The organism is Segatella copri (genome assembly GCF_002224675.1).
Taxonomy (GTDB): Bacteria; Bacteroidota; Bacteroidia; order Bacteroidales; family Bacteroidaceae; genus Prevotella; species Prevotella copri_U.
On the sequence record NZ_NMPZ01000008.1, the window covers coordinates 48,053 to 74,605 of the forward strand.

Sequence of the window (26,553 nt, forward strand, 5' to 3'; positions counted from 1 at the left end):
TATTTCAATGATGATGATGCTATTTTTAATTCTGTATGTCTAACGATTCTCCCTCACGCTCGATCTTCCAAAACGGGATTTGCTTGGCATCTGTGAACTCCTTCATACGCCAGGCACTCTTGAAACCGCTTGCCACAAAGTGCATAGGGACAAACAATCCTGTCTGGAATTGCTCGATGAACTGTCTTGCACCACGGGTATATCCATTACCTATGCGGCCATCCACAGGAAACATGACTACATCAAAGCAATCTGTTATTTTTCTGATGTCTTCCAGTTCACCCAAGTATTGCTTCTCGTCTTTTAGTGGGTCTATCTCACCAAACTCAAAGCTCCAGATAGTTCCACCCTTATAGTCGTCTGTCAAGAATCTAGCATACCAATTGTTCAAATCTGCAGCATGGAAGATACGTTTCCCTTCAACCTCTACGATCCATGACACGCCACTGTCATTGCTTCCGGCAGCAACGACCTTTATATTTTTGTCGCACCATGAGTTTCCCTTAACCATCAAGACATCTGCTTCTTCTCTCTGGCATCTACGATGCCGAATGATATCCTTGGAGAGAATGTAAGTCATTGGGGTATGTGGAAAGTGTTTTCTCCAAGAAAATATTTCTCTGGAGAAATGATCTTCGTGGAAATGACTTGCAAAAACATACACAGGCTTACCCTTGGATAGAATCTCCGGCAAGCAATTGGCAGGATCCATCCAATAGTCAAAAACCAATATGCAGGAGTGTGTCTCCACTGCAAAACCACTATGGAATATATATGTCAGTTTCATCTTTCTCATTCAGATTTACGATTGAATCTATGGATTCTTTCCTTAATGATGCACAAATAGGTTCATTTCATCATGTCATTCAAATATGAATTGTTGGTCAAATGCTCAACCCCGGCAGGCTAGGAAGAAAGAGTATCCTTACTGTACTTAAACTGTTTGACGAATCTCATATTTAACCTCCATGCCAAGTATATCCATGATTTTTTCAACCGTCGATAGGGAAGGATTGCCTTTACCGCTCTCTATCTGCTTGATGGTAGAAATGGCTACCTCAGACATGTCAGCGAGGTCTTGCTGGGTAATACCCAAAACCATACGCTGCAATTTCATTACTTCTCGAATTTTCATACAAAGTAGTGTATTACATTGTACTTTTCGTGCAAAGATAACAAATATTTCTGGATTACGCAAGAAAAGGTACGATATCATGTTCCTTTTTAAAAAAATTATATGTTAGTGCGATTTTTCTTGATTATTTGCCATTAATATTGTTTTTTTCCTTATCTTTGCAGGCAAATTGCATCAAAGAAGTCATGACAATAGAAGAAGCTATCAAACAAAGACATAGTGTACGAAATTACATACACAAACCTCTTTCAACAGAGGTAGTTAGAGCACTCGAAGTAAAAATCGGGGAGTGCAACAAAGAGGGTGGACTACACATACAACTAGTTACCCAAGAAACCAAGGCATTCACAGGCATCATGTCCTATGGAAAATTCCATGGTGTGGAGAACTATCTCGTAATGGCTGGCAAGAAGGCTGATGATCTCGATGAGCGTATTGGATATTATGGCGAACAGCTTGTGTTGCTTGCTCAAACCTTGGGACTCAATACCTGCTGGGTTGGATTAAGTTATCGAAAGGTGAAGGAAGCTTACCATATTGAAGAAGGGGAGAAGTTGGCATGTATGATTGCCTTGGGATATGGTAAGACGCAAGGTGCCAGTCACAAAATCAAGACCATTGAACAGGTGAGCAATGCAACCGGCGATTCTCCTTCATGGTTTAGAAAGGGCGTGGAAGCTGCTCTTCTAGCTCCAACAGCCATCAATCAACAGAAGTTCTCATTCCTCCTTCAATCTCAGGAAAGCCCAGGAGTCGGAGGCAAGGCAAAAGTTCTTGCCAAGAAAGGTTTCTCGATGGTAGGATATACCCAAATGGATCTCGGCATCGCCAAGCTTCACTTTGAAATTGGTGCAGGAACAGAAAATTTTGAGTGGGAGTAGGGGGAAAGGATGAGAGACTACACGGAAATATGGCAACTTCAAGATACCATCATCACTGCAGTCAATGCATGTGGTCAGGTAGTCTGGGATTTGCACGAAACAAGTGATGGATTCCATTTGGAGCTTACAGAACACCTGGATGAAACAGAAATCAGCAACCTCTGCTGTCAACTTCCGCTTTCTGCAGATTATGAAGGCGAAGGCAAAAACGGTTCTGTGCTGAGATTGAATATATAGCAGATGGCCTTACTTGACAAAAAGCATCAATAGAGCCCTATTCATGTTACCCTTTAAAATAAACGTATTATGCAGATATTATTGGCAAATGCCAAAATCATGTTTGATAAGGCAGATAGGGCAGCTGTTTCAAAGCCACTTTTCCAATCTGTGGCCGAAATTTTGGCTACAGAAATGGCTAAGCTGGATGTAGAGGAATTGGCTAGGCAACTTGATTGCAGCCACAAGATAGCTTCGGAAAACTGGAAACGCTATCGTAATTTTATGGCTGCTGAGAAGATGCCTGCCATTCTTTCATACAATGGACAGGCGTATAAGCATCTACGTGCCAACACCTTGGGAGAAGAATCCCTGGAGTATGCCCAGAAACATCTCTGGATTACCTGCTTTCTCTATGGATTGCTTCAGCCGATGGATGGCATTGTGCCTTATCGTATGGAGCATTGTGTGACGCTTGAAGCCACAAACGACAAGCCAATCAATCAATTTTGGAAAGATAAACTGACCGATGTTCTTATCAACAGTGTGAAAGCAGACGATGGCATACTTATCCATCTCTCCACAGCAGAATATGAACATCTATTTGATTGGAAGAGAATTTGCATGGAAGTAAAAGTCATCCAGCCCCTCTTTTATGTTCGCCAGATGGATGGCAGGTTGAAGATGCAGGCTGTATGGGCTAAATCCTGCCGTGGAGCTATGGTAAGATATATTCTAAGCAACCAGCTAACTACTCTTGAAGAATTGGCAGCCTTCAGTTACGAAGGTTTTGAATATGCGCCAGAATTAGGAGAAGAGGCTTTTCCGCATTTCGTTTGTAATAGAACAAAATAGTTTTTTCTATGCGAATGATATGATGAGAGTACAAAAGAATTTACATAGTGAATGAATAGTATTTATTTTAAATAAAATATAGTATAAGTTAAAATACTGTTTTTTCGTTCATCATAATGAATAAAAACAGTACTTTAACTTATTTTTTTCGTTCCTAGTATATTCTAACATCACAAAAGAAGATTTTCAGATGCCAAAATTGTGGGCACGAGACCTAAATATACGAGGAACGGGGTTAATGGCTCAGCACATAAAAGCCAGAGGTTGCCCAGATTTCAGGAACATAGTACCTTAGGTGGACCTAGCGTATCCCCATTAAATTCTATATTGCTTTCCAAGCAACCAATCCTTTTCCTAAATCATCTAGTTCTATGGCAAGAGCTGTAATCTTGCGCTTGTCTGCTTTGAAAGGTTCTGCATACTGCTTAGCTTTAATTTGCTCTGCTGCAGCATCAACACCGCCATTGTTACTTAGCTTCAATTCCAATACATAGATGATGGTCGATGTTTCTACCACCATATCTATTCTACCCGTAGCTATCATCTTCTCAACTTGTACTCTGCAGCCAATGGCATTGAAAATTGTACTCAGGATGAGACGATAACGTTCTTCCATATCCATGCTTGCAAGCTTCTTGTTGCTGTATGGGACATCGGCAATGAGAGCTTTCAGACATTGCATAGCTTCTGATAGATCGCCCATTTTCAGGGAATACTGCAACATATTCTGAGTAGATACCACTTGGGCATTTGACTTCAGCGTCAAAGCTGGTAACACTATCTTATACAAAGCCTTGCGTACTTCATTATTAGGAATGCCTAGTAAATAAATACCTTCTACATACCCTTTTATCGTAAGGTAACCAGACTGATAGAGGAACAGTTCTGCTCCACCGCCTGTCACGTCAGAAGTCTCCAGGGTATCACTATCCATCGGACATTTTTCGAAATCCTTCAATCTTATTTCTATATCATCCACAAACTTAGGAAGTAACGAGGTTGCTCCAGAGGAAGCCCAGTAATTCTTAAGACTGGAATCAGAAAGGGCATTGACAAGACTAAATGGATTGAATATGTCAACCATATTTTCATGACTGAAATGATAACCATCGTAGAATGTCGTTAACTGTGCAACGGCTTCTTCGAAAGTCCACCCATTCTTTGTAGCCAGTTTATTGACTTCCGGATTGAAATCATTGAGGACTTCTTCTTTCGTGATACCGCAAAGAGCAGCATACTCAGGAGCGAAACTGATGTTGCTCAAATTATTGAGAACTGAGAATAGCGAAATTTGCGTAAACTTGGTTATACCCGTGATGAAAACAAACTTCTCGTATTTATCCTGAGCTTTCAATACAGAAAATACTTCTCTATAGACACTCGTACATGCTTCATGTTGCGGAGTCTTCCAGGAATGCTGCAATGGAGAGTCGTATTCATCAATGAGAATAACCACCTGCTGCCCTGTCTTATTGTAAGCCGTCTTTATAATTACTATCAGACGAGTAGCTAATGGGAAGTTATCCCTGGCTTCAATCCCATATAAAGATTCATATTCCTGAAAGGTATAGTTCAGATAACCTTTCAGACTTTCCGGTTCTGCTCCTGCCTGACTCATGTCGAGTCTGATTACAGGACGCTTCACCCATTCCGTCTCCAGCTGCATAATTTTCAATCCCTCGAAGAGTTCCTTCTTACCCATGAAGTAGGCTTCGAGCGTATCGACTAGGACGGATTTACCAAAGCGGCGTGGGCGGCTCAGGTAATTATACTTCTTTCCCTTGTTGGCAAGCTGCCAGATGATATCTGTCTTGTCAACATAAAGATATCCACCCGTTCTGATTTCCTCAAAAGACTGGATGCCAACAGGTAATTTTCTATCGTTTGTCTCTACCATAATACCTAAATCATTCGTTTCATTTGCAAATATACAATTATTTTTTTAAATTTCCATGTTTTTTTATTTTTCTTAGTAGTTTTTTTGCTCTACATAAAAAAGCCTACAGGTAATGTAGCCATTAACTGCAGACTATTCATTTGCGATAAATTTAGATATGGTTCAAGGATAGAGCACTAAACGTCAACCACCTCGTATGTAGGGTTGACGCCGAGCACTTTATTTTCTAACGTGAATTATGATAAATATAACTTACGTTTATGGATTCTTCTCTGCTAACTTTAGATATTATCATCTTGAACTCGCATCAATCTCCAAAGCAAAAAAGTGACGAAAAAGACAATAAGACACCATATCATTGCATCTGCTGCCCATGATGGTGAACCTGGGGTCATCGCTAAGTCACAAAAACCGGCACCAAGTATAAAACTCAGTAAAGAAATGCATCCAGTCGTGGTTCTTGTTGCGTCGGGTTCTACTTTGTATTCTTTCATAACTATTGCTATTTATATGTTATGTGTACAAAAGTAACAAAAAATACTGAAACTGCCAAGAAAACAGGAGGAAAACACACCAAAAACAAAAATATTTCTTGCAATGGAGATTGGCTGCACACCTAAGATGTACCTTTGCAAGTTTAACATGATTTTAGTATATTACCTCCCTATCTCACATCCTTCATGGTTGCGGTAGCTCGGTTTCTAGAACGTAGCCTTTATGTGAGAATTATATTCTATTTAACCCACCTTGTCTAACATATCATATCTACTTAAAATTCATTGAACTACCCACAAGCTAAAGACTTGTGGGATTCCGACTTCATCAAGGAATGCTTGCAAGCAAGTCTTACGCCCTCTCCATCGGTGTAATCGACAGTTCCTGCCGATATATTTCTTAAACCTTCATCAAGTATATTCTTCGCTGCATTCAGGTCACGGTCTATTAACTCACCGCAATTTGGGCAAGTATAGTAGCGGTCTGACAAAGACAGATCCTCCTTGACATGGCCACAATAATGGCATGTCTTCGAGGATGGATAGAATCGGTCTATCTTAACCAGAGTTTTGCCATACCACTTTGCCTTGTACTCCAACATGGTAACGAATGTACTCCAGCTAGCATCAGAAACTGACTTGGCAAGATGACGGTTTCTTACCATTCCCTTGACATTCAGGTCCTCGCAACACACCACATCGTATCTGCGAATGAGGTCAATGGAAATCTTATGCAGCTTGTCCTTACGGCAAGACATGATTTTCTCCTGCAACCTGGCGACCTTGATACGCAGCCTGTTCCATGAACCGCTTCCCTTCTTCTTGCGTGAAAGATGCTTTTGCATCGTTGCCAGCTTCTTTGAATACTTCTTGATGAACTTATTTGATGAGTACCTGTCATTATCGGAAGTAATCACGAAATCCTTCAAGCCCAAGTCAATGCCGACACTCAGATTGGTTTTCTCCAAGTCCCCGACCACAACCTGCGCCATGATGGTAACATAATACTTTCCGCCCGGTGTTACAGATACTGTCATATTTCTTAACTCGCCCAAAACATCCTGACTCTTGGCGAACCTGATGCCGCCTTTGAATTTCGGGATGAATATTCTGTTGCCTTCAACCTTAAAATGCTGGGGAACAGCAAAGCTGCCCCCATGTTTCTTTGAGTGGAAACGTGGGAATCTGGCTCTCCCCTTGAAGAAGTTTACATAGGCGGTTTCCAAATGGCGCAAGGCATGCTGCAAAGTCTGACTGTTGATTTCCTTTAACCAGGAGTAGGCCTCGGTCTTTTTCATTGCAGTCAGCTCCTTTGCCTGCTCATAGTAGTTGGAGCTCTTCCTGGTCTGCTCATACTGTTCCTTGCGCTTGGCGAGAAAATGATTGTAGACAAAGCGGACACTACCAAAATAATTCGCAAGCATTTTCTCTTGCTTCTTATTCGGGTAAAGCCTAAACTTATATGTCTTCTGTATCATCTTCATAGTGTACAAAGGTACGAAATTTTTCTCCAACAACAAAGGAAAGATGCAATTATTTGCAAAATATTACGCGATTTCAATATATGTGATGCAAATAGTGACACCTTCAGAAAATACATTGAGAAACAAAGCTAATTTTTGTGCCAATTCATCCCAGAGGCTAAAGACCTTTGGGTTTTCTTGGCAACATTATATAAAAAATAAAGGCTAGGCTTTCCTTCCTTCATCCGATAAGAATTATTATCTTAAATATCCGTAAAAAAATTACGGCATGTTGATATTTTGTATATCTTTGCAAATGCTAAGCAGCACTGAACACCATAAATAAAACTAGTTTCGTCGTTTCTGTGCATCTTTGCTTTGCACCAACATTATTGTTATCAATTAAAATGAAGTATATAGAATCATGTTAGTAAAATTTGCCGTAACGAACTATAGAGGATTTGCCAATCGCATAGAATGGGATTTGTCGAAACCAAGTAACTATTCGTTCAATACTTTTGCCATTAAAGATGGTATCATCAAGAATGGCATCGTGTATGGACCTAATGGTTCTGGCAAGTCGAACTTTGCAATGGCCATCTTCGACATCACCAATCATCTTTCACAGAAGTGGAAGAAGGTGAACTATTATGATAACTTTACATATACGGGAAAGTTGAACTTCCCCGTAAAATTTGAATATGCCTTCAAGTTTAGAGATGATACGTTACAATATACATATAGCAAATCGCCTGATGGAAAGCTGGAGGAAGAAGAACTTGTAGTGAATAACAAGCTTATTTTCTGCAATAAGAATTCTGTCTTGACATTGGATGAAACTGAGTTCCCGATGGATTCTGCAGTGAAGGCAAACCTTGCCAATAACGCCAACAATGTGTCCATCGTAAACTTTCTACTTACTTCCTATCCTCTTGCCAAGGAGCATTATCTTCTGAAACTGCAGCAATTCGTAAACTCAATGTTATGGTTTAGAAGTGTTGAAAAAAATGAATTTATGGGGTTGGCTACTGCTCCGGCAAATCTCGATGAGTATATCATCAAGAATCAGCTGACTCGGGACTTTGAGGACTTTATACATCGGGTAAGCGGACAATGTTTTGAGTTCCAGGAGCCAAATGATGATGATAAAGAGTTGTATTGCGTTTTTGGATTAGGTCGCATTCCATTCGGTAAGATAGCATCAACGGGTACTCAATCTCTGATGCTACTTTATTACTGGCTGAAACAGATGACAAATGCATCGTTCGTTTTCATCGATGAATTTGATGCTTTCTATCATTTCAGACTCTCTTATGAGGTTTGCAAAACCCTCTTTGCTCTTCCATGTCAGGCTTTTACGTCATCACACAACACCTACCTGATGACTAACGATTTGCTTCGCCCAGACTGCAATTTCATCTTGCAAGACAACAAAATCAAGCCGTTGAGCGAATGTACCCAAAAAGAGTTGAGATTCGGGCATAATATAGAAAAAATGTTTAGAGGTAACGCATTCGAAGTATGATACTATTCGTTTTTGAAGGAGTAAAACGGGAGCCGGATTTGTTCCGCACCATCCAGCGATTATACTTTGCAAACAGAGATGAGCAGATAGTATGTTCCTATAACAACAACATCTATCAGCTATACAAAGATTTGCAGGAGTATGATGGCGATGGAGATATTGTGTCTTTGCTTATGGAGAAATTTGCCGGTCAAGCAGACAATCCGCTTAAGGATATTGATGCTTCTGCTGACATCTCGGAAATCTATCTGTTCTTCGACTATGACTTTCATAACCGGAATTTATCACTCGAAGAAATCAACAGGCAGGTAAAGGAAATGCTTGAAACTTTCAATAATGAAACGGAGTTTGGTAGGCTTTATATTGACTATCCGATGGTTGAGTCTATACGATATACCAAGCAGTTGCCCGATGCAAACTATTGGACGTATTCTGTAACACGTTCTGAGTGTGGTAAGTTCAAAGGTGTATCTGCCGATTTTTCTGCGTATGACAGTTTCGATTTCATCCTACTGAAAGATCATCGAGAGCCAACAGAAGAAGAGACGAAGGAAGTCAAGCAGAATTGGGAATATTTAAAAGAAATGAATGTGGGAAAAGCGAACTATCTATGTAAGGGGAAGAATATGATGCCTGCATCTAAAGAAGACATACTTCAAGATAAAATATTCAACTCACAATTAGAGCAGTATATAAATACCGAAGATTGCAAAGTAGCAGTACTCAATGCTTTCCCAATATTCCTATTTGACTATTTCAAATAATGTTTGCATACTATGGTATTTAAAACGTATTGACAGAAGTAAACACTGGGAGTGTCAAGTATAAATTTTATACAAGAATATAGCATAAGTTAAAGTACCGATTTTTACGTTCACTGCAATGAATAAAATCGGTACTTTATTTTTTTGTGCGCTCTAACACCATATTATAACAAATATGTTTAACAAACATTATTGCTATTAAAAACTTTAAATATTATCGTCTTGCATTCGCATCAATCTCCAAAGCAAAAAAGTGACGAAAAAGACTATAAGACACCATATCATTGCATCTGCTGCCCATGATGGTGAACCTGGGGTCATAGCTAGATCACAAAAACCGGCACCAAGTATAAAACTCAGTAAAGAAATGCATCCAGTCGTGGTTCTAGTTGCGTCGGGTTCTACTTTGTATTCTTTCATAACTATTGCTATTTATATGTTATGTGTACAAAAGTAACAAAAAATACTGAAACTGCCAAGAAAACAGGAGGAAAACACACCAAAAACAAAAACATTTCTTGCTATGCAGATAGGCTGCACACCTATGCTATACCTTTGCAGGTTAAAACCTGATATATAGGATATATGAAAATTGTTATGCTTCATAGGGAAAAATTACTCTTTATCTATAAAGGCAAATCTGAGTACATTTTACTATGATGCCCTCAGATTTGCCTTTGTAAAATTCACTTATATCCTGTCTTATTTTTCCTCATAAGGAGCAAAACCATGATCTAGCAGGAAGGCATAAGTTTCAGGGTCATTTCGAATAGCAGCACCACCTTTTTTGTGAAATTTCATCAAGATGCCGTAGTAAGGCTTATCCTTAGGAGTAGGCAAAAAGCCACGTTCAATGACAAACTTCTTTAGAGCTTCATTTCCCTTACATATAGGTTCGTTGTCTTCTAAACCTATCATTTTTCTCAACTCTGCCTTCATACCTTCTGATATTTCCAGGCGGTTCATGTGATTTCTAATCCAAATATAATCCAGATCACTGGCTATACCGGAACCACGCTGGATGATTCCTTCCTGCTCCACACGTTTCTTGATTTTCTCAAAACGAACCTGTACTGCCTTCATAGGAGTAACATACATCTGTAAAATCCGCTGGAATCTATCAAGATGTGCCTGTGTCAAACTCTTGTTTTTCTTCTTACCCTTCAAGAATTTCTGAAACTCCTGGTAAATTCCATTCACATATGAATCTTCCTTCTGTGTTGGCAACTTACCGTTGTTCTTTTTAATAGCTTCTTCAAGGATATCAAGCCGTTCATCTAAACCTGTACGCTTAACTGGTTCCTTTGAATAACCATGTGCTACCAACCAATTCATACGATGAGGATATTTACGCTGATTCATCGGAAAACGCTGTTTTTCAATAAATCTGACAGCCTTTAAATCCTCAGAAGGATAAGGAAGACGACCATTTTTATCATAAAATTCTGTCAAAAGTGGTAAAAAATGATCATACCAAATGTCATCCTTCAGTTCTGCAACATCATCAAATTTGCATATTTCCTCATAAAACTCACGAAAATCTCTACATTCGTCTATTACTTCAAAAGGAAAAGGTTCCAATTCATCATTTGAAGAACTTTCATTATTACCATTACTACCTCCACCGAAACTATAAGTTTTGCAGTAGTCGAGCAACATAGTATCCATATTGTTTACTAAATCCAGAACAACAGGACGCTTCAAAATGTTCTCTGCCGTAAGACAACGACCAATTTGCTGCTCAATGATAAGACGGGATATGGTTGAACGGAGCATGATAATCCCATCCACGTGTGGCACATGAATTCCTTCATTAAGCATATTTACAGAAATGGCTACCTTTAACCCGTCATAATTGTCCAATTCGAAATCCTCCATTTCTTTGGAGAGGTATTTCTCCTGATAATCAATCTGATAGAAACGGATACGCTTGAAACCTGCAGAAGATAACCAGTCCCCAAGAAGTTGTCTGGCTTTGGCAGCTTTGGCAACCTTAGAACAAAAGACAATAATTCTCTTGATATCGGAACTGAAATATTTTTTGATGATAGGAGATACTCCATGTGACTCAGACCAACTGCGTGAAATTCCTGCAAGACGATGCAAATAGGTCTTCTTCTCTCCATCTTCCATATACTTGGAAGTTCTAATAGCCCCTTTTGCCTTCTCTATTGTTTCATCAGCAGAATACAATGAAGAAACATAAATCGGAGTAGGAAGAATATTCTTTTTCAAGGCAAGTCCAAGACTCAAGTAGCTAACAATGTTGCCATCGAAAAGTTCTTCTGCCATATCTCGCTCATGATCCAAATATCTGATATGAGTCGCACTCGTACCTAAGATTTTTGCAAAAGGATTAGCTGAAATTATCTTTTTAACACCATGTCCCCATTCTGGTGCACCCGCACGATGAAACTCATCAAGGACTATCAAATCATAGCCTGTAGAAGGGACTTCATCATAGATGGAACTTGCATAAGTACGGAACTCTACCCCTTCATTACACACTTTCTGGGTCTCGTTCAATACAAAATTATTGGGAGCCATGACCAATACCTTTGAAAAATGGGAAGCAATTGCTGCAATACAATAGCTCTTACCTGTACCAGTGGCATGTACTATAGCTGCACGTTGATGGTTCTCAAAATGAGCCATCACCTTTTCATAAGCTTCTCTATTATGAGGAAGCAGATGAAGATTCTTTTGTTCGGTAGTTACTGACATATTCTGTTCTAAAGTTTGTTTATTCAAATACATGGGACTGCTGCATATATCGAGTGACATCTAAGCAAGGTTCACTCCAAACAGTTAAGAACGGAACGAAGGATGCAAGGTATTACAGGATGTTGTAACCTTCCTAGGTGTTAAAACCAGGTGCAAAGATAGAAAAAAACATTGGAACAAACAAGAAAACACAAAGAAAACACACCAAAGACAAAAATATTTCTTGCTACGCAGAAAGACTGCACACCTATTGTATACCTTTGCACCAGAAAAAAAGATTTCTGGATGTGTGAAGAGATCGTGGTGGTCAAGAAAGACTTACTTCATTAATGAATCGCTGGTGGTAATACACTAGAGCTATGGGTACTCAGTTTTTCCATTACCACCCTATTCCACATCCTTTATGGTTGCGGTAGCTCAGTTGGTAGAGCATAGATGTGTGTGGGAATCATCTTCTTCCAGGAGGTCAACTTACACATACTTCTGCAATGAGAGCCTAGTGTCGCAGGTTCGAGTCCTGCCCGCAGCCCAATTATTAACTTAGGTCAAGAGGGACTTACTTCATAGCTTGAATTGCAGTTTCATAGTTGGAGTTCCTCCATTACCTTATTATAATATAGATTGATTATGAACGACAAGGCTTTAGTAAAAGTTGCATTGAGGTACAAGGCTTTGTATCTTGACATCAGGAAGGAAGACATCAACATGTCTTCGGAAATCACTCCAGCAGTCTATTCCCTTTTGGAGCGATTAAAAGAGTACGGCTATTGTGTAAGCGAGGAGCTGTTACATGGTCTTGGCATGGTATCTGTAGAAGAACTGACAGATATTGTTGCCGTCATCGAGGATGTAATGGGAGTAGAACTCAATTGGTCTCCACTAGTCAAGGGTTGGAATGTTCCTACTAAAGAAGGAGCTGTGGATCATTTCATTACCTGGATTGCCAATATCTTACACAAAGAAGTGGATATCAAGGGTACTACCCTACCTTGTGGACATTTGATTCCTGAGGGAACTTTCCCATTGGAGAGATACAATGGATGTCCCTACTGTGGTACACCATTCGTTGCAACTGATTATGTTTTCAAGGGTCAGGGAAGCAAGCTAAAGGAACTGCGCCTGTTCACGGGAAAAGAGCTGAAGGAGGTTTTTCAATCGTTACTCTCCTCTCCCACTCCACTGGACATGACTCAGAAAAACAGTCTGGAGCTTCTTTTGGATGAATATGATGTTCCAGAAGGAATAGAGATCAGCATGAAAGAGACCATGATGCTGGTCATCAGAAATCTGGTAAGGAAGGAGGATGGTGATAAAGCCACATCCTACTTGAAGACCCCTACTGACATCTTGAGATATCTCTGGTATGAGAAAACTGGGCAGCTGCAGATTATCAAGCCATCTGTTCTCCAGGCCAATGCAAGAAGGTTAGGTTATCAGATGGGGATGGCAGGGGATACCTCTCTCACCTACCAGGAACGAATGAAGGAGCATCTCAAGCTGAAATACTCCAGAAAGACATGCAAGATGGTAGCCAAATGGATGAATGCAACCTCGCTTTCTGCCAAGAAAGCGGCTGAGGACATGAATCCTAAGCGTGGTATGTGGGTAAGATTTATTCGCGCTCTCCGTTTGGCAGAATATGCCAAGAGAAAGGGATTTGAGCATTTGGCAGAAATCATGGATGTATTCTACAACCAGGATTACACCACATGGCAAGGCTGCATAGACAAGGCTAGCAAGGAAAAGGACGCAAAGAAGGTGTTGGATTTACTGAAATCCAGACCAGGCTCTTTTGCCCGCTGCCTGTTTGCCACCATGTTGAGGTTTGGTTGCGAAGAGACTTTGAAAGCTTTTGAGGAGGTAGCAGATAAACTATCTATGAGACTTCTGGTTTCTCTGGGCAATGCTGCCGAGATCTACTTTGACGAGAACTCTATTCGCTCCATACAGACAATTACCGGATTAAGAAAAACAATCGAGCATAATAAGTTGCTTTCTCTGTATTCGAGAGAGGAACGTCAGCAGATGGTGGATGCGGTATATGGTATATACAAACATGCCATACTCAGACGCTTCAAGGATATGGATACAGAAAGCAAGACCATCTATATTGCACCAGAACTGTTTGATATCCCAATCAGCGTAGGTGACCGTTCTTCTACCATACAGGATACCAGCTGCGCCTTGATGGGTACGAGATTTCCAGTGGAAGGTGATGCTGTTAGATTGTTCTTGCAATGGGGCAAGGGTCTTCACGCCCAACACCTGGACATGGATCTTAGCTGTAGGATTTCATATGATGACAAGATTGAGGAATGTGCCTACTATCATCTCACATGCACCGGTGCCAAGCATTCGGGTGACATCAGAAGCATACCGGAGATGGTGGGAACGGCAGAGTATATAGATTTGTCTTTACCTGAGCTGGAGAAAGCTGGTGCCAGGTATGCGACCTTTACCTGCAATGCATACTCCTGTGGTTCACTGTCACCAAATCTTGTGGTGGGATGGATGGATTCTGCCAATGAAATGACAATATCTGAAAAAGATGGTGTTGCCTACGATCCATCATGTGTTCAGCACATGGTAAGAGTGGGTGATGACAATCTTGCCAAGGGACTTGTCTTCGGGGTTCTGGATATAGCCAGAAGAGAAATCATTTGGTTGGAAATGCCAGTCTCAGGACAAACGCTTCGTTCTGCTTGTAGAGAAGACATAGAGGCGCTGCTCAAGAGACTTCAAAGAAAACTTAAGATTGGAGAGCTCCTTCGATTAAAGGCAGAGGCACAAGGTCTTAAAATCTTGTTTGATGAGAGTCAGGCAGACGAAAGCTATACCTATGAATGGGCTTTGAATCCGGCAGAGGTAAGCAAGCTCTTGTATTGAAAGAACAACGACTCTATTGCGGAATACAATTACTCCTCACATGATGAAGGTTTTTAAAATGCCAAAAGCCTTCATCATGTGATGAGTATCATAGGTCTGTAGTAGTCCAAAACAAACATCCCTTCATTAAATATTCTTAAATAATAAACCTATAAGTTGTACATTTAAACTTTTTTTGTATCTTCGCATTATAAAATAGTACGATTATGAGATTCGATCGTTATCACAGAAAACGAGCACCTCTGGGCTGTCAGATATGACGACTGCCTTGACAACGTTCTTGATTCCATACTTGGACAATGGAACGATGTTGCATGGTTACGCAACTTCTTTAAGCAGAATACAGATGATTTAGCCTCCTACTTCAAAATCACAAATGTCAACCAAGCCAGTTATGATACGATTGAAGATAGTGAACGCTTACAGTGTCTCATCATGGACATATCTCCAGATGCAGACCTTGACAAGATTTTCCGTCCATTGGAAAATTGTCGTACTTCAGAAATGCTTTTGGATAAGGAAAAGGCACGCCTTCGAAACACCCCTCGCCATGCTTCGTGGCTTCGAATTTATGCCATCAAGCTTGAACCAGGTATTTATATCATTACAGGAGGGGCTATCAAGTTAACCCGTACCATGCATGAACGTGAACATACGTTAGTAGAACTTGCCCGTATGGAAAAAGTGAGACGTTTTTTGATTAACAACGATATTGCCGATAAGGACTCCTTCATGGACTTCTTAAATGAAATTTTATAAAAAAGAAAGGAGGTTATTATGAAAACTGCTAATGAAATAGTTTCAAAACTTAAAGAGCATCAGGCTTCTTCTCCATCAAAATGGCGTGAGAATGCAGAATGGCGCATGGCAAACAAGTCATGGCTTCGCTATTCTCAGCATATTGCAATGAAAATGCTCGATAAAATGGATGAATTAGGAATGACACAGAAACGTTTGTCAGAACTTATGGGATGCAGTCAGCAATATGTGTCCAAGATTCTCAAAGGACAAGAGAATCTATCTCTTGAAACACTGGCAAAAATTGAGCGCTGTCTCCAGATATCTATCCTGGGGAACTTAGCCAAATAATGTTGCTGAAAAAAAGAATAATCTTCTTAAGAAAATACCCTTCATTAGAAAATAATGGCTGGTTTGAGATTCTTTATCCCAAACTAGCCATCATTATATTAGAAAATATTTGCCATATTCTAAAAAACACAGACGCCTAATTGCTGTCTTAAGTCTAGACTTCCAGTGAAAAGGATACCATGGATCCCCACACGATTGGCACCATCTACATTCACTTGCCGATCATCGATGAAGATGCTTTCCGATGCCTGTAGATCATAACGATTCAGAAGAAGTTGATAAATCTCCGGATTGGGCTTTACCATCTTCTCCTCACCACTCACAACGATTCCTTCAAACATATCAAACAGACGTGCATGGACTTCCCTGACTAATGGGAAAGTCTCATGAGACCAGTTGGTAAGGCAGAACAAATGATAGCCTCTATTCTTTAACTCGGACATGATTTCATAGATTCCGGGAATTTCACCACCATCCATATCCTTGTAACAATACCAGTAAGCACCTATGTAAGGAGCATACTTGGGAAAAGCCTGCTTTAATTCGAAAATACATTCATCTATTGGCTTTCCCAAGTCTGTCTGATCATTCCATTCATTCGTCACCACATGATCGATTATCCACCTAGCCTTCTCCCTGTCGCCATGAAACAGAGTGGTATAGAGGTTCATGCGCATCCAGTTCACCAATACGCTTCCTACATCAAAGATGATATTCTTGTATCTACTCATTGCAGTCTACATCTTATGTTTTAACTTTTTACATAGAAGAACTCAGGCTGCTTGGATTCGGCAAAGGCCTTCTCAAATTTCCAGCTGACTGCCTTATATAACAGACCTCCAAATTGGCGGGCATGCTGAGGGCAGACCACTACACATCTACCACACGAGATACATTTCTTTTCGTTGGTCTTATATGGTTCGTCCTGAGTAATGGCTCCGACAGGGCACATCTTCACACAAGCATGGCAGGAAGTACATTTTCCCTTGCTTCCTTCTGGATGCAAGGGAATTGGCTTAGTATCACGATATGGGCGGTTGCCATTTACCATCAGCCGGCTAACTGCTGCCATCTTTGAAATCTGGGATAGAAGTTGACTACTCTTTGAAGCGAAATCATGGAGTTTGGCCATATCATCAGCATCAGGTCTTCCCTCTGCAATCTTAGGGAAAATGGAATGCTGGGCTATGACGGCAGCCGCAGAAAGTATCTTGAAGCCATGGGATTCCACCAGGTCCTTCAGCTCGATGAGCGTATCATCGTAGGCTCTGTTACCATAGACACATACTATGATGGCTGGGGTATTGTTTCCAAGAAAACGTCTCAATGAACGAACTGCCATTTCAGGAACTCTACCAGCATAGGAAGGTACTCCCACAATCAACAAATCCTCTTCACTTCCAAGCGAGACATCATCCTTCAGCATATCAGAAGTGATGTCATACTCCTTAACTGGCTTCTGAAACTGGGATGCAATCTCACGGACTACACGTCTTGTTGAAAAAGTGGCGCTATAATAGACCAAGTGGATGTTTTTAATATTCATAATGTCATTGTATATTTAGAATGCAAAGATACGATTTTTATGTTAAACCAGCAATTGATTTGAAGATTTTTGTTATCTTTGCAGAAAATTTGAATTACTGGGTATAATATTGACGAGGTTTTTTGAAAAGACAAAGGAACATACAATGATAGATACAAGACTGAAAGTTTTCAGAAGTGTGGCTACACTCCTGAGTTTCACTAAGGCTGCCAACGAACTGTTCATCAGTCAGCCTGCCATCAGCAAGCACATACAGGAGCTTGAAAAGGAATATGGGGTGCAACTGTTCGACAGAATCGGCAATCGCATCCAGCTCACCCGTGCCGGACAACTTATGCTTGACCATGCCTGCAAGATTATCAATGCCTATCAGAATCTCGATTTCGACATGAAGAAACTCACTGAGAAATCAGGTGGCGAACTGCGCATCGGAGCCAGTACCACCATCTCGCAATATGTTCTCCCCGAACTGATTGCTGAATTCAGGAAACAATATCCCGATATTCGTCTTACCCTGCTCAGCGGAAATTCTCATGAGATAGAGGACGCTCTTGCTGCTGGAAGAATAGACCTGGGCATGGTGGAAGGCATCAAGCGTCAGCCCACCTTTAAATACACTCCTTTCATGAAAGATGAGCTGGTGGCGTTCGTACATTGTTCCAATCCCCTAGCCCAACAAGACGAGATTTCCCTGGAATTTCTCAAACAGATACCTATAGTGCTGCGTGAATTAGGCTCCGGAACTTTGGATGTCATCCAAAATGCCCTGCAAAAAAACGGTATTGATCTTTCTGATCTGAACATAGAGATGAATCTGGGAACCACAGAGGGCATCAAGCATTTCGTGGAACATTCCTTATGCATGGGTATCATCAGCGTAAGAGCCATCTACAGGAGTATCTATGAACAAGTTTTCAAGGTTCTGGAAATTGAAGACCTAAAGATGGAACGAGAATTTCTGTTTGTAGAGAAGAGAGGCGAAACCGCCAAACTCCAGCAGACATTCAAGAGATTCATAACCAGTGGTTATAACGTATAGTTATTATGTATATACAGCATCTCATGATTTTTCGTACCTTTGCACCTGCTTTTCAAAAGCGATTAACCGACAAAAAAGAAAAATATGAGATTATCAGAACAAAGGAGCAGTATGCTGCATGGCGTATTGCTCATCGCACTCTTCGCATGCGCTGCCTTCTACATCGGTGGCATGGACTGGGTGAAAGCTCTTTCGTTTAGCCCCATGGTGGTGGGCATCATCATTGGTATGCTCTATGCAAACAGTTTACGTAACAACCTGCCCGACACCTGGGTACCGGGCATCAAGTTTTGCAGTAAGCGAATCCTCCGCACAGGCATCATCCTTTATGGTTTCAAGCTTACCTTCCAGGATGTGATGGCTGTGGGCTTCTCTGCCATCGTAATGGATGCCATCATCGTATGCGGCACCATCGGCTTGGGAATCCTGGTGGGAAGACTCCTGAAAATTGACCGCAGTATCGCACTGCTCACCGCTTGCGGAAGTGCCATCTGTGGAGCTGCAGCAGTATTGGGTGTGGATGGGGCCATTCGTCCGAAGCCTTACAAGACGGCAGTAGCCGTAGCCACCGTAGTCATCTTTGGAACATTATCCATGTTCCTCTACCCTATTCTCTACAGGGCTGGCATCTTTGACCTATCACCAGATATGATGGGACTCTTTACGGGTTCCACCGTTCATGAAGTAGCCCATGTGGTAGGTGCAGCCAATGCCATGGGAGCCGAGGTGAGCAACAATGCCATCATTGTAAAGATGATAAGGGTGATGATGCTGGTACCGGTATTACTGGTAATTGCATGGACCGTTGCAAGGGATGTTGCCAAAAGAGACTGTTTGAAAAATACTGATACCAACAAGCCTAAAATCAGCATTCCATGGTTTGCCATTCTCTTCCTGGTAGTGATTGGATTCAATTCTCTTGGTTTGCTTCCGGAAAGCATAGTGGATTGGATTAACCAACTGGATACCTTCCTCCTGACCATGGCAATGGCAGCATTGGGAGCCGAGACAAGCTTTGACAAATTCAAGAAAGCTGGCATTAAGCCTTTCCTCTTGGCTGCCATTCTTTATTGCTGGCTCATCGTAGGTGGATATTGTCTGGTTAAGTTTGCCATACCTTACTTACAATAATAGTATCACATATATGATACCGTCAAAACTGAATATCCATGTGAAAAATTGAACGATTCACATGGATATTTTTATTCGTTAACGTTTTTACTTTCTTCTTCTCCTAGGAATTTCAACCGTAGGCTCGTAAGCTTTCAGTCCTTCATCACCTGTAAAGATTTCAACTTCATATCCTAAATCAGTATAAAACTTTACGACTTCAACTATAGAAGCATCGCCTAAAGCTTGCCCTCCTATAACTGTGTCCTTCCATTTCTCTGCCAACTTTTTTAAGTTTTCAGGATTCCACAAACTGCTTTGTTCAGTAAATGCAGCCCATGGTGATTTCTCATCAGCAGAATCAATCATGATTTGAGCAAATTCCTCGCCTAATGACTTTCTGTCTCCGGAAGAATGAGCTATATGATTCCCAGTCTCAATGATCGTTGCAAGCGGCAGAATAAAGGTTGTTCCTTTCTTCTTTTCTTCCTCTATTTTCTCAGAGACCATCTCGTATGTAACCAAGGCTTTGCTTGGACCACAAGTTTCCTTGCCAGGTACTTTGAGCCAAACACAAAGTACACTCGTATCAATCACCAATACCTTTCTCATTATATTTTATCATTAACCATCATTCTACCAATTGTTCCTGAAGCCATCAATTTGGCTAGATTCTCTTTTTCTTCCAAGAGATTGACATGACTATCACCATTCTCATCACGGGTAACATAGCTGACAAACGGAATCATCTTGTTGCCTAACTCATCTAACAAAACTGGATTATGCGTCGTACAGAGCACATCAACCTGGCGCTGTCGTGACAAATCCTTCAACATATCAACCAACTCCTTTGCACGAGAAGGATGCAAGCCATTATCCACCTCTTCGATAAGCAACAAACTATGAGGTGCAACCGTCAAAAGAGCTACGACAATCGCTATAAAACGAAGCGTACCATCACTCATACCTCTTGCATCAACAGGTTGTTCGGGATTCCAATCCTCATAACAATAAAGCATGGCATCCGACTTAATCAGGCCAACAGGCTCAGATATCACCTTGTTAATATCACGCTCAGGAAGTGGTCGAACATAGCTAGACACCAGTGCTTCCACCTTCTTCTTTTCCTCAGGTGCCAATGCACATAAAACGCCAGCTACATTACTACCATCAGACTTCAACTCTTTTGAAATCTTGCAGTAATCACGCATCTTAGCAGGAACAGGATCAAGAATGATGATATTTCTAAAAGTAGCATATATCTTAGCCCAAAAATCTAGAAATATTGGAACATCATACATTTTCCATGTGATATTGCGAGCAGAATCAATAAACTTGCCAGGAACGACATCATCGCCTTCTATACCTAAACGATGAATTTCACAAGGACCAAAACTGAAAACTGAATTCCGTTTAATCACTCTCAAATCAAGAAGATAATAACTTCCATCAATTTCTATTTCTATCTCAATACAGAAAAAATCCTCACCTCTACGGATAATCCAGTCTTCCCCACCTCTAACAGCCTGGATGGCATCAAGAAGGCTCTTACCTTCCCCCACAGCACGGAGAAAGGCAAACGCATCTAACACATTTGACTTACCACTAGCATTGGTTCCGATAAGGATACCCAAAGAATCGATATATATAGTAGAGTCCTTAAAGCTCTTCCAGTTTTGTAACCTAATCTTTGTAATCATTGCCCATGTTTATTTAACTCAATATAATAATTTGCAAAGCTAATCATTTTTTCTGAAACAAACAAGAAAATCGCAATAATTCTGCAAGTAACCAGCAAATTACCTAAAAAAAGTAGAACGATTCACAAGGATATTCTCATTTTTTATTACCTTTGCAGCCATATTCTAAATATCATAGTCAATATGACTATCATAAAATAGAGGGGAAGGCTCCTCAATGGGGAATAAGTACATTTAACGCAGCAGAAATCATGAAGAAGAAAATATATTTTGCAGGTTCTATTCGTGGAGGGAGAAACTTTGCTGATCTCTACAGAAAGATGATTGAACATATGCAGCGCACTGACATCGTACTGACCGAACATATAGGTCAGGATGACATCAATCTCATGGAAAAAGGCAGGATGAGTGATGCAGAAATCTACAACCAGGACACAGCATGGCTTCAGGAGAGCGACATGGTGGTAGCCGAGTGCAGCAATCCTTCACTTGGTGTGGGTTATGAATTGGCGTATGCCGAGAGTAGAGGTATTCCTTGTCACATCTTCTATGACAAGAGCAAGACTCAGCTTTCAGCCATGCTTACAGGTAATCCCTACTTCGTGATTTACCCTTATCAAACAGAAGAGGAACTATTCTCTTTAATGGATAAGATTTTGTCATAGAAGCAATTATCACTATATGATTATCTGGAATCCATGGCACGGCTGCCATAAAATCAGTGAAGGATGTGAGCACTGCTACATGTACTTTCTAGATGGCAAGAGAGGCATTGACACGGCGAAGGTTTTCAGGACAGAGAACTTTGCCATGCCTCTTCAGAGAAAGAGAGACGGTAGTTTCAAATATCCTTCTGGCATGGAGATGTATGTGGGACTTAGCACGGATTTTTTTGTGGAGGAAGCTGATGTTTGGAGAGAAGAAGCCTGGAGAATCATCAGGAGTCGGCCGGATATGGTATTTCGTCTGCTCACCAAGCGTGCGCATCGCATTGAGGAATGCTTGCCAAAGGACTGGGGAACTGGTTATGAGAATGTTCTTCTCTCGGTAACTACAGAGAACCAGAAGAGAGCTGATGAGAGGCTTCCTATTCTTTTGGATCTTCCAGCCAGGCACAAAGGCTTCATGGCTGCTCCATTCATTGGTCCCATAGACGTTTCTTCCTATTTAGCCACAGGGCAGATAGAAGATGTACTATGTGGAGGTGAGAACTATGACGGTGCCAGGCCATGCCATTATGAGTGGGTGAAGAGTTTGAGTGATCAGTGCAGGACCTACCATGTATCATTCAACTTCATCGAAACTGGTACTTGCTTTGTCAAGGACGGAAGAATTTACCGAATTCATGACAAGCAAGTCCAGAGTAAACAAGCTTATCTGAGTGGGTTGAGTTTTCAGGGGAAGCCTATATCCTACAAGCTCCACCTTCCTGAAGGCAATCTGTTTGGCAATGAAATTATCAAGCCACAAGCATTGTTCAGAGCACATTGCAAGACCTGTGGGAGCAGGATGACGTGCAACGGTTGTTCCAATTGTGGGGCATGCGACAACAGATAGCGGAAATACTCATTATTGGTAGATTACAAGTTCCCTCGGGAGGTTGATGATTTTCAGTCTCTCGAACCAGAGCTTCATGGAAGAGCCTTGGTGGCGCTTGACATGGCTATTGATGATGTAGTAGTCGGCTTGGTATTCGTCCATCAAGTCGGAGAAAGCAGCCTTGATACGCGAACATTTCTCATTGATGGCATTATCAAGAGGGTTCGTCAGGCGATTCACTGTTTCTGTGATTTTATCGGGGTCGATTCTGTTGCCGATTTTTCGGTAGAGGGCAAACAGTTCCTCACGATGATCCACCAGGTTCTTGAACTCTATTCCTTCCGGGTGATTCAGAAAGAGCAGATAGAGGGCCTTGTGGATGGGACTGAGCTGCACTTCCCTGTTTCCATAGTCTGGGAGCAAGAAACGGTAATCTTCCGTGATGACCAGAGGACTGAGGGTTGCCCTTGCTGCCTCGATACGGAGCTGTTCCAATACGGGCACACTGATGGCTTTTAACAAAAGATCGGTTCTACCTTCTGCTAAAAGCTGGGTGGAAAGCGTCTTTACCTGAGCGGCTTTCTCCTCTGGGGTCATATTTCTTGTTTCTTCTTGCATACTGGTTGCAAAAGTACAAAAAGAATGGGAAATTTCGTTTCACTCCTTGGAAAAATCATCTTTTGCAAGGCTTGCGTTTGTTTTTTTATAGGTGATCTGACTCTTTATATGTATCTTTGTGGCCAAATTGAAATATTGAAATGATGAAAGAAGATTGGACACCTATAGATTTCGGGCAGACAGAAGACACTACCAAGAACATCATCAAGGTGATTGGTGTGGGTGGTGGCGGATGCAATGCCGTTAAGAATATGTATGCAGAGGGTATAGTAAACGTGAGTTTCGCCGTCTGTAATACGGATAGTCAATCACTATCCAAGTCGCCTGTGCCGGTAAAAATCATGCTCGGAAAGAGTGGTTTGGGTGCAGGGGCAAATCCCGAAGTGGGAAGAAGTGAGGCTCAGAATACCCAGGAAGATATCAAGAAACTGCTGGACGACGGAACCAAGATGGTTTTTGTTACAGCCGGAATGGGTGGTGGAACGGGTACGGGTGCCGCACCTGTCATTGCCGGTATTGCCAAAGGGATGGGAATCCTTACCGTTGGCATCATCACCATACCTTTCTACTTCGAGAAGCGAAAGAAAATTGTCAAGGCTCTGCAGGGTGTAGAAGAAATGCGCAAGAACGTGGATGCCTTGCTTATCGTCAACAACGAGCGTCTCTGCGATGTTTATGCCGACTCCGAGATTACCGTAAAGGATGCCTTCAAACTGGCAGACAAGGTACTGAGCGATGCCACCAAGAGTATCTCGGAACTCATCACCGTGGAGGGAACCATCAATCTTGACTTCCGTGACATCGAGACTACCATCAAGAGCGGTGGCGGTGCTATAATGGCCATGGGTAGAGCCAGTGGTGAGGGAAGGGTTCAGAGTGCCATCAAGAATGCGTTAGACTCTCCTCTGCTCTATGGCAGCGACATCAGTAATGCCCAGCGCATCCTTTTCAATATCTACACTTCCAGCAAGCACCCAATCTTTGTTCGGGAAATGAGAGAAATTGACGCTTTCTTTGATGAATTGAATCCAGACATCAAGGTGATCTGGGGTCTCTCTGATGATGACAGCTTGGACGAGGATGCCAAAGTCACCATTCTTGCAACAGGTCTCAACAATGAGTTGTCCGAGGAGGTAAAAGAAAGTTCCTCTACGTCAAAGGATGAAGAAGACTATCAAAGAATCATCGACAAACTCTATCATCCTATTCGAGACAACTTCCAGACGCATTCAGATAAAACTGAGCAAAAGCAAGAAACAGAACCTGCAGATGACAATAAGACTGATGATACAAAGAAGGTCGCCATGATTGCAGCTCAAGAAGGAGAGTCTGAAGAAGGGGCAACTAATGTTTTGAATGAGAACAACCCTCATAGCACAGAAGATTCAGGAAAGGTTTCTGTAGAATCGCCAGTTTCCAAGCCTAAGCCACTAACTTTGGGTAAAAAAATCAAAAACGGGCTTATAAAAATTGCAGAAGACTTGGATATCATCTCTTACGATGATGAGAACTACAAGTAGCTTCTTGAGAGACGAAGCTTCAAACCAAGAAGATGATAACGGCAGGCTTTGAAATCCCCACCGCTTAGGATTAATTCCAGCGATGGGGATTTTTTGTTCATTCATGCAGGAATATTAATTTAGGTGAATGGTTTCCGCATATCGTAAATCATTAAAAGAAATTAAGTTATATTATGTTTAAGGATTCCGTATTTCAGAATTTGTTTCGAACTATTAACTTAAGGACACTACAGAGAAAACAGAACACCATGAAAACATCCATTCCAATCTGATTAAAACTTACCTGTCATCTAAACGAGAGTAACCTGAAGAAGGCAAGAAAAAATGGTCAAAAGAAGCTATCATTTATACAGAATATGTTTAACCATGTAACCTCCATGCTGGTTGCAACTTTTTATCCCCGGTTTCATATATCCCAATTTTAAGGAGAGAGGTTTTTACTTTGCAAAATTACGATAAACGTAAACCTGCAAGTACCGCCTAAAGGCTATTTCTGTATTTTTTGTCTAAGCAGCCGATGGCTACCGAAAATAATACAGAAATTCCTTGCACCCTGTTTACTCTTATTTATCGTATTGACTTGCACGTAAAAAGCCTATCACCTTTTAATCTTCGGGATTTGGGGAGAGGGAATAATATTTTTAAATTACTAGTTGCAGCAGGTCTGTCGTGGGTTCACACGGAAAACGAGTATTCATATGATGTTACTTTTTGTTCTTGGCGTTTCAGTTCTTGCAGTTGTTACAGCTTACTCTCCTGAGGAATGGAAAGACATAATAGATAGAGTTAATGAATGATTTTCTTTTCAAAAGTCGGATTTTATCATAGAATCTGACTTTTTTTGTGTTATTTCTCATGACTTCACGATTTTTTTTGTATTTTTGCCATATTAATAAACGAAAATCATAAAATGATGCATATGGAGACTATTATTTCAACGATTGTGATCATAGCTTGTATCTACTTCTTTTCTCGTAGAAAAACAAAGCCAACAGAACAAGGAGCAGCCGGCAGCACACAACCTGAGGCTTCTGCAGACATACTGCAAGAAGAAAAGCAGGCAGGACCTCCACACACCAGGGATTTGTGCATAGAACTACTGAAGCAGTTAAACTGTAAGGCTGCTGTTGCAGAAGAGGACGAGAACCGCTTGTGTTTTCAGTATCAGGGAGAACTTTTCGTCATTGATACCAGTAATGAGAGTTTCTTCATTGATATTTGGGATCCAAGGTGGTATATTGTTCCATTGGATGATCTAGAACAAATGTCCAATGTACGTAAGGCAATAAACACAATCAACAACTATAGTGGAACAACCATTGTTTACTGCATAGAGGAAGAAGGACAGAAATTTGTTCTCCATTCCAAACGCCAGTGCATTCTGACCAAGGAAATCCCTCATGTGAAAGAATACCTAAGGGCGCTATTGAATGATTTTTTCACAGTTCATAACAGGCTGCGTGAAGAAATCGTTTCACAAAATACAGAGAACTAGCTTTCTACCTTATACCTTCTAGCCTAGGATCAAAACGTAGAAGAGTTCTCTGTTGCT

General features: G+C 41.1%; 25 protein-coding genes and 1 tRNA gene. 15 read left to right on the top strand and 11 right to left on the bottom strand.

The window, feature by feature from the left end; translation table 11 throughout:
• Window positions 1–25: 25 nt before the first annotated feature.
• Window positions 26–787 (bottom strand): MBL fold metallo-hydrolase, encoded by a 762-nt coding sequence (locus CFT61_RS06475; RefSeq protein ID WP_089543741.1) that lies wholly within the window; start codon window positions 785–787, stop codon window positions 26–28.
• Between the two features lie 147 nt (window positions 788–934).
• Window positions 935–1,117, bottom strand: coding sequence for a helix-turn-helix domain-containing protein (locus tag CFT61_RS17220; RefSeq protein WP_254918893.1), 183 nt, complete (start codon window positions 1,115–1,117; stop codon window positions 935–937).
• A gap of 203 nt (window positions 1,118–1,320) precedes the next feature.
• On the opposite strand from CFT61_RS17220, the gene CFT61_RS06485 reads away from it, so the two are divergent.
• The 3 genes from CFT61_RS06485 (at window position 1,321) to CFT61_RS06495 (ending at window position 3,087) form a co-directional block, all read left to right on the top strand.
• Window positions 1,321–2,016 (top strand): nitroreductase family protein, encoded by a 696-nt coding sequence (locus tag CFT61_RS06485; protein WP_089543643.1) that lies wholly within the window; start codon window positions 1,321–1,323, stop codon window positions 2,014–2,016.
• Window positions 2,017–2,025: 9 nt separating this feature from the next.
• Window positions 2,026–2,253, top strand: a complete 228-nt coding sequence (locus CFT61_RS06490) for a hypothetical protein (RefSeq protein ID WP_089543644.1) — start codon at window positions 2,026–2,028, stop codon at window positions 2,251–2,253.
• Between the two features lie 69 nt (window positions 2,254–2,322).
• Window positions 2,323–3,087, top strand: a complete 765-nt coding sequence (locus CFT61_RS06495) for a YaaA family protein (protein ID WP_089543645.1) — start codon at window positions 2,323–2,325, stop codon at window positions 3,085–3,087.
• Between the two features lie 322 nt (window positions 3,088–3,409).
• On the opposite strand, the gene CFT61_RS06500 is transcribed toward CFT61_RS06495, so the two are convergent.
• The 3 genes from CFT61_RS06500 to tnpB form a co-directional block, all read right to left on the bottom strand.
• Window positions 3,410–4,984 carry an ATP-binding protein gene (locus CFT61_RS06500; RefSeq protein ID WP_089543646.1) on the bottom strand — a complete coding sequence of 525 codons (1,575 nt, stop codon included), beginning with the start codon at window positions 4,982–4,984 and terminating at the stop codon, window positions 3,410–3,412.
• Between the two features lie 281 nt (window positions 4,985–5,265).
• Window positions 5,266–5,478, bottom strand: coding sequence for a hypothetical protein (locus CFT61_RS16535; protein WP_142990575.1), 213 nt, complete (start codon window positions 5,476–5,478; stop codon window positions 5,266–5,268).
• Window positions 5,479–5,768: 290 nt separating this feature from the next.
• Window positions 5,769–6,962, bottom strand: coding sequence for an IS200/IS605 family element RNA-guided endonuclease TnpB (gene tnpB / locus CFT61_RS06505; protein ID WP_142990576.1), 1,194 nt, complete (start codon window positions 6,960–6,962; stop codon window positions 5,769–5,771).
• Between the two features lie 403 nt (window positions 6,963–7,365).
• Here tnpB and CFT61_RS06510 point away from each other — a divergent pair, with 403 nt between their 5' ends.
• Both CFT61_RS06510 and CFT61_RS06515 read left to right on the top strand, forming a co-directional pair.
• Window positions 7,366–8,466: an AAA family ATPase gene (locus CFT61_RS06510; protein ID WP_089543648.1), complete on the top strand. Its 1,101-nt coding sequence runs from the start codon at window positions 7,366–7,368 to the stop codon at window positions 8,464–8,466.
• The gene (locus CFT61_RS06515; RefSeq protein WP_089543649.1) at window positions 8,463–9,230 is read left to right on the top strand and encodes a hypothetical protein; all 768 of its coding nucleotides are present in this window, start codon (window positions 8,463–8,465) and stop codon (window positions 9,228–9,230) included. The genes CFT61_RS06510 and CFT61_RS06515 overlap by 4 nt, the downstream gene beginning before the upstream one ends.
• Before the next feature lie 702 nt (window positions 9,231–9,932).
• Here CFT61_RS06515 and CFT61_RS06525 read toward each other — a convergent pair.
• Window positions 9,933–11,954 carry a DEAD/DEAH box helicase gene (locus CFT61_RS06525; RefSeq protein ID WP_176425523.1) on the bottom strand — a complete coding sequence of 674 codons (2,022 nt, stop codon included), beginning with the start codon at window positions 11,952–11,954 and terminating at the stop codon, window positions 9,933–9,935.
• A gap of 406 nt (window positions 11,955–12,360) precedes the next feature.
• Between CFT61_RS06525 and CFT61_RS16895 the strand changes: the two genes are divergently transcribed.
• The 4 genes from CFT61_RS16895 to CFT61_RS06540 all read left to right on the top strand — a co-directional run bounded on the left by CFT61_RS16895 (window position 12,361) and on the right by CFT61_RS06540 (window position 15,929).
• Window positions 12,361–12,483: transfer RNA gene (locus tag CFT61_RS16895), tRNA-OTHER, on the top strand.
• Window positions 12,484–12,581: 98 nt separating this feature from the next.
• Complete coding sequence (locus CFT61_RS06530; protein WP_089543652.1) at window positions 12,582–14,840, top strand: hypothetical protein; 2,259 nt, start codon at window positions 12,582–12,584, stop codon at window positions 14,838–14,840.
• Between the two features lie 216 nt (window positions 14,841–15,056).
• A complete protein-coding gene (locus tag CFT61_RS17510; RefSeq protein ID WP_089543653.1) occupies window positions 15,057–15,599 on the top strand; it encodes a hypothetical protein in 543 nt (180 codons plus the stop codon).
• A gap of 18 nt (window positions 15,600–15,617) precedes the next feature.
• Window positions 15,618–15,929 carry a helix-turn-helix domain-containing protein gene (locus tag CFT61_RS06540; protein WP_089543654.1) on the top strand — a complete coding sequence of 104 codons (312 nt, stop codon included), beginning with the start codon at window positions 15,618–15,620 and terminating at the stop codon, window positions 15,927–15,929.
• Between the two features lie 119 nt (window positions 15,930–16,048).
• Here the strand turns inward: CFT61_RS06540 and CFT61_RS06545 are convergent, their stop codons facing one another.
• Entirely contained in the window at window positions 16,049–16,660 is a 612-nt protein-coding gene (locus tag CFT61_RS06545; protein ID WP_089543655.1) for an HAD family hydrolase, read from the bottom strand.
• Between the two features lie 20 nt (window positions 16,661–16,680).
• Window positions 16,681–17,475 (bottom strand): EFR1 family ferrodoxin, encoded by a 795-nt coding sequence (locus CFT61_RS06550; RefSeq protein WP_089543656.1) that lies wholly within the window; start codon window positions 17,473–17,475, stop codon window positions 16,681–16,683.
• Window positions 17,476–17,620: 145 nt separating this feature from the next.
• Here CFT61_RS06550 and CFT61_RS06555 point away from each other — a divergent pair, with 145 nt between their 5' ends.
• Window positions 17,621–18,514 (top strand): LysR family transcriptional regulator, encoded by an 894-nt coding sequence (locus CFT61_RS06555; protein ID WP_089543657.1) that lies wholly within the window; start codon window positions 17,621–17,623, stop codon window positions 18,512–18,514.
• 84 nt (window positions 18,515–18,598) lie between these two features.
• On the top strand, window positions 18,599–19,645 hold the full coding sequence (locus CFT61_RS06560; RefSeq protein ID WP_089543658.1) for a YeiH family protein: 1,047 nt from the start codon (window positions 18,599–18,601) through the stop codon (window positions 19,643–19,645).
• Between the two features lie 87 nt (window positions 19,646–19,732).
• Here CFT61_RS06560 and CFT61_RS06565 read toward each other — a convergent pair whose 3' ends face one another.
• Window positions 19,733–20,236, bottom strand: coding sequence for a hypothetical protein (locus CFT61_RS06565; protein ID WP_089543659.1), 504 nt, complete (start codon window positions 20,234–20,236; stop codon window positions 19,733–19,735).
• Window positions 20,236–21,324 (bottom strand): AAA family ATPase, encoded by a 1,089-nt coding sequence (locus tag CFT61_RS06570; RefSeq protein ID WP_089543660.1) that lies wholly within the window; start codon window positions 21,322–21,324, stop codon window positions 20,236–20,238. The genes CFT61_RS06565 and CFT61_RS06570 overlap by 1 nt, the downstream gene beginning before the upstream one ends.
• A gap of 251 nt (window positions 21,325–21,575) precedes the next feature.
• Between CFT61_RS06570 and CFT61_RS06575 the strand changes: the two genes are divergently transcribed.
• Window positions 21,576–21,989 (top strand): nucleoside 2-deoxyribosyltransferase, encoded by a 414-nt coding sequence (locus tag CFT61_RS06575; RefSeq protein ID WP_089543661.1) that lies wholly within the window; start codon window positions 21,576–21,578, stop codon window positions 21,987–21,989.
• Between the two features lie 16 nt (window positions 21,990–22,005).
• Window positions 22,006–22,881, top strand: a complete 876-nt coding sequence (locus CFT61_RS06580) for a DUF5131 family protein (RefSeq protein WP_089543662.1) — start codon at window positions 22,006–22,008, stop codon at window positions 22,879–22,881.
• 12 nt (window positions 22,882–22,893) lie between these two features.
• Here CFT61_RS06580 and CFT61_RS06585 read toward each other — a convergent pair whose 3' ends face one another.
• A complete protein-coding gene (locus CFT61_RS06585; protein WP_089543663.1) occupies window positions 22,894–23,481 on the bottom strand; it encodes a hypothetical protein in 588 nt (195 codons plus the stop codon).
• A gap of 140 nt (window positions 23,482–23,621) precedes the next feature.
• Between CFT61_RS06585 and ftsZ the strand changes: the two genes are divergently transcribed.
• Both ftsZ and CFT61_RS06595 read left to right on the top strand, forming a co-directional pair.
• A complete protein-coding gene (gene ftsZ / locus CFT61_RS06590; protein WP_089543664.1) occupies window positions 23,622–25,001 on the top strand; it encodes a cell division protein FtsZ in 1,380 nt (459 codons plus the stop codon).
• Window positions 25,002–25,920: 919 nt separating this feature from the next.
• Window positions 25,921–26,496 (top strand): hypothetical protein, encoded by a 576-nt coding sequence (locus tag CFT61_RS06595; RefSeq protein WP_142990577.1) that lies wholly within the window; start codon window positions 25,921–25,923, stop codon window positions 26,494–26,496.
• Window positions 26,497–26,553 lie beyond the last annotated feature (57 nt).

Excerpts from the sequence above, each read along its gene's own strand:
- CFT61_RS06475 (WP_089543741.1), bottom strand. The coding sequence starts at position 787 with ATGAAACTGACATATATATTCCATAGTGGTTTTGCAGTGGAGACACAC.
- CFT61_RS06515 (WP_089543649.1), top strand. The coding sequence starts at position 8,463 with ATGATACTATTCGTTTTTGAAGGAGTAAAACGGGAGCCGGATTTGTTC.
- CFT61_RS06575 (WP_089543661.1), top strand. The coding sequence starts at position 21,576 with ATGAAGAAGAAAATATATTTTGCAGGTTCTATTCGTGGAGGGAGAAAC.
- CFT61_RS16535 (WP_142990575.1), bottom strand. The coding sequence starts at position 5,478 with ATGAAAGAATACAAAGTAGAACCCGACGCAACAAGAACCACGACTGGA.
- tnpB (WP_142990576.1), bottom strand. The coding sequence starts at position 6,962 with ATGAAGATGATACAGAAGACATATAAGTTTAGGCTTTACCCGAATAAG.
- CFT61_RS06555 (WP_089543657.1), top strand. The coding sequence starts at position 17,621 with ATGATAGATACAAGACTGAAAGTTTTCAGAAGTGTGGCTACACTCCTG.
- CFT61_RS06510 (WP_089543648.1), top strand. The coding sequence starts at position 7,366 with ATGTTAGTAAAATTTGCCGTAACGAACTATAGAGGATTTGCCAATCGC.
- CFT61_RS06490 (WP_089543644.1), top strand. The coding sequence starts at position 2,026 with ATGAGAGACTACACGGAAATATGGCAACTTCAAGATACCATCATCACT.
- CFT61_RS06530 (WP_089543652.1), top strand. The coding sequence starts at position 12,582 with ATGAACGACAAGGCTTTAGTAAAAGTTGCATTGAGGTACAAGGCTTTG.
- CFT61_RS06565 (WP_089543659.1), bottom strand. The coding sequence starts at position 20,236 with ATGAGAAAGGTATTGGTGATTGATACGAGTGTACTTTGTGTTTGGCTC.
- CFT61_RS17220 (WP_254918893.1), bottom strand. The coding sequence starts at position 1,117 with ATGAAATTGCAGCGTATGGTTTTGGGTATTACCCAGCAAGACCTCGCT.
- CFT61_RS06495 (WP_089543645.1), top strand. The coding sequence starts at position 2,323 with ATGCAGATATTATTGGCAAATGCCAAAATCATGTTTGATAAGGCAGAT.
- CFT61_RS06570 (WP_089543660.1), bottom strand. The coding sequence starts at position 21,324 with ATGATTACAAAGATTAGGTTACAAAACTGGAAGAGCTTTAAGGACTCT.
- CFT61_RS06485 (WP_089543643.1), top strand. The coding sequence starts at position 1,321 with ATGACAATAGAAGAAGCTATCAAACAAAGACATAGTGTACGAAATTAC.
- CFT61_RS06580 (WP_089543662.1), top strand. The coding sequence starts at position 22,006 with ATGATTATCTGGAATCCATGGCACGGCTGCCATAAAATCAGTGAAGGA.
- CFT61_RS06500 (WP_089543646.1), bottom strand. The coding sequence starts at position 4,984 with ATGGTAGAGACAAACGATAGAAAATTACCTGTTGGCATCCAGTCTTTT.
- CFT61_RS06595 (WP_142990577.1), top strand. The coding sequence starts at position 25,921 with ATGGAGACTATTATTTCAACGATTGTGATCATAGCTTGTATCTACTTC.
- CFT61_RS06545 (WP_089543655.1), bottom strand. The coding sequence starts at position 16,660 with ATGAGTAGATACAAGAATATCATCTTTGATGTAGGAAGCGTATTGGTG.
- ftsZ (WP_089543664.1), top strand. The coding sequence starts at position 23,622 with ATGATGAAAGAAGATTGGACACCTATAGATTTCGGGCAGACAGAAGAC.
- CFT61_RS06525 (WP_176425523.1), bottom strand. The coding sequence starts at position 11,954 with ATGTCAGTAACTACCGAACAAAAGAATCTTCATCTGCTTCCTCATAAT.
- CFT61_RS06560 (WP_089543658.1), top strand. The coding sequence starts at position 18,599 with ATGAGATTATCAGAACAAAGGAGCAGTATGCTGCATGGCGTATTGCTC.
- CFT61_RS06550 (WP_089543656.1), bottom strand. The coding sequence starts at position 17,475 with ATGAATATTAAAAACATCCACTTGGTCTATTATAGCGCCACTTTTTCA.
- CFT61_RS06540 (WP_089543654.1), top strand. The coding sequence starts at position 15,618 with ATGAAAACTGCTAATGAAATAGTTTCAAAACTTAAAGAGCATCAGGCT.
- CFT61_RS06585 (WP_089543663.1), bottom strand. The coding sequence starts at position 23,481 with ATGCAAGAAGAAACAAGAAATATGACCCCAGAGGAGAAAGCCGCTCAG.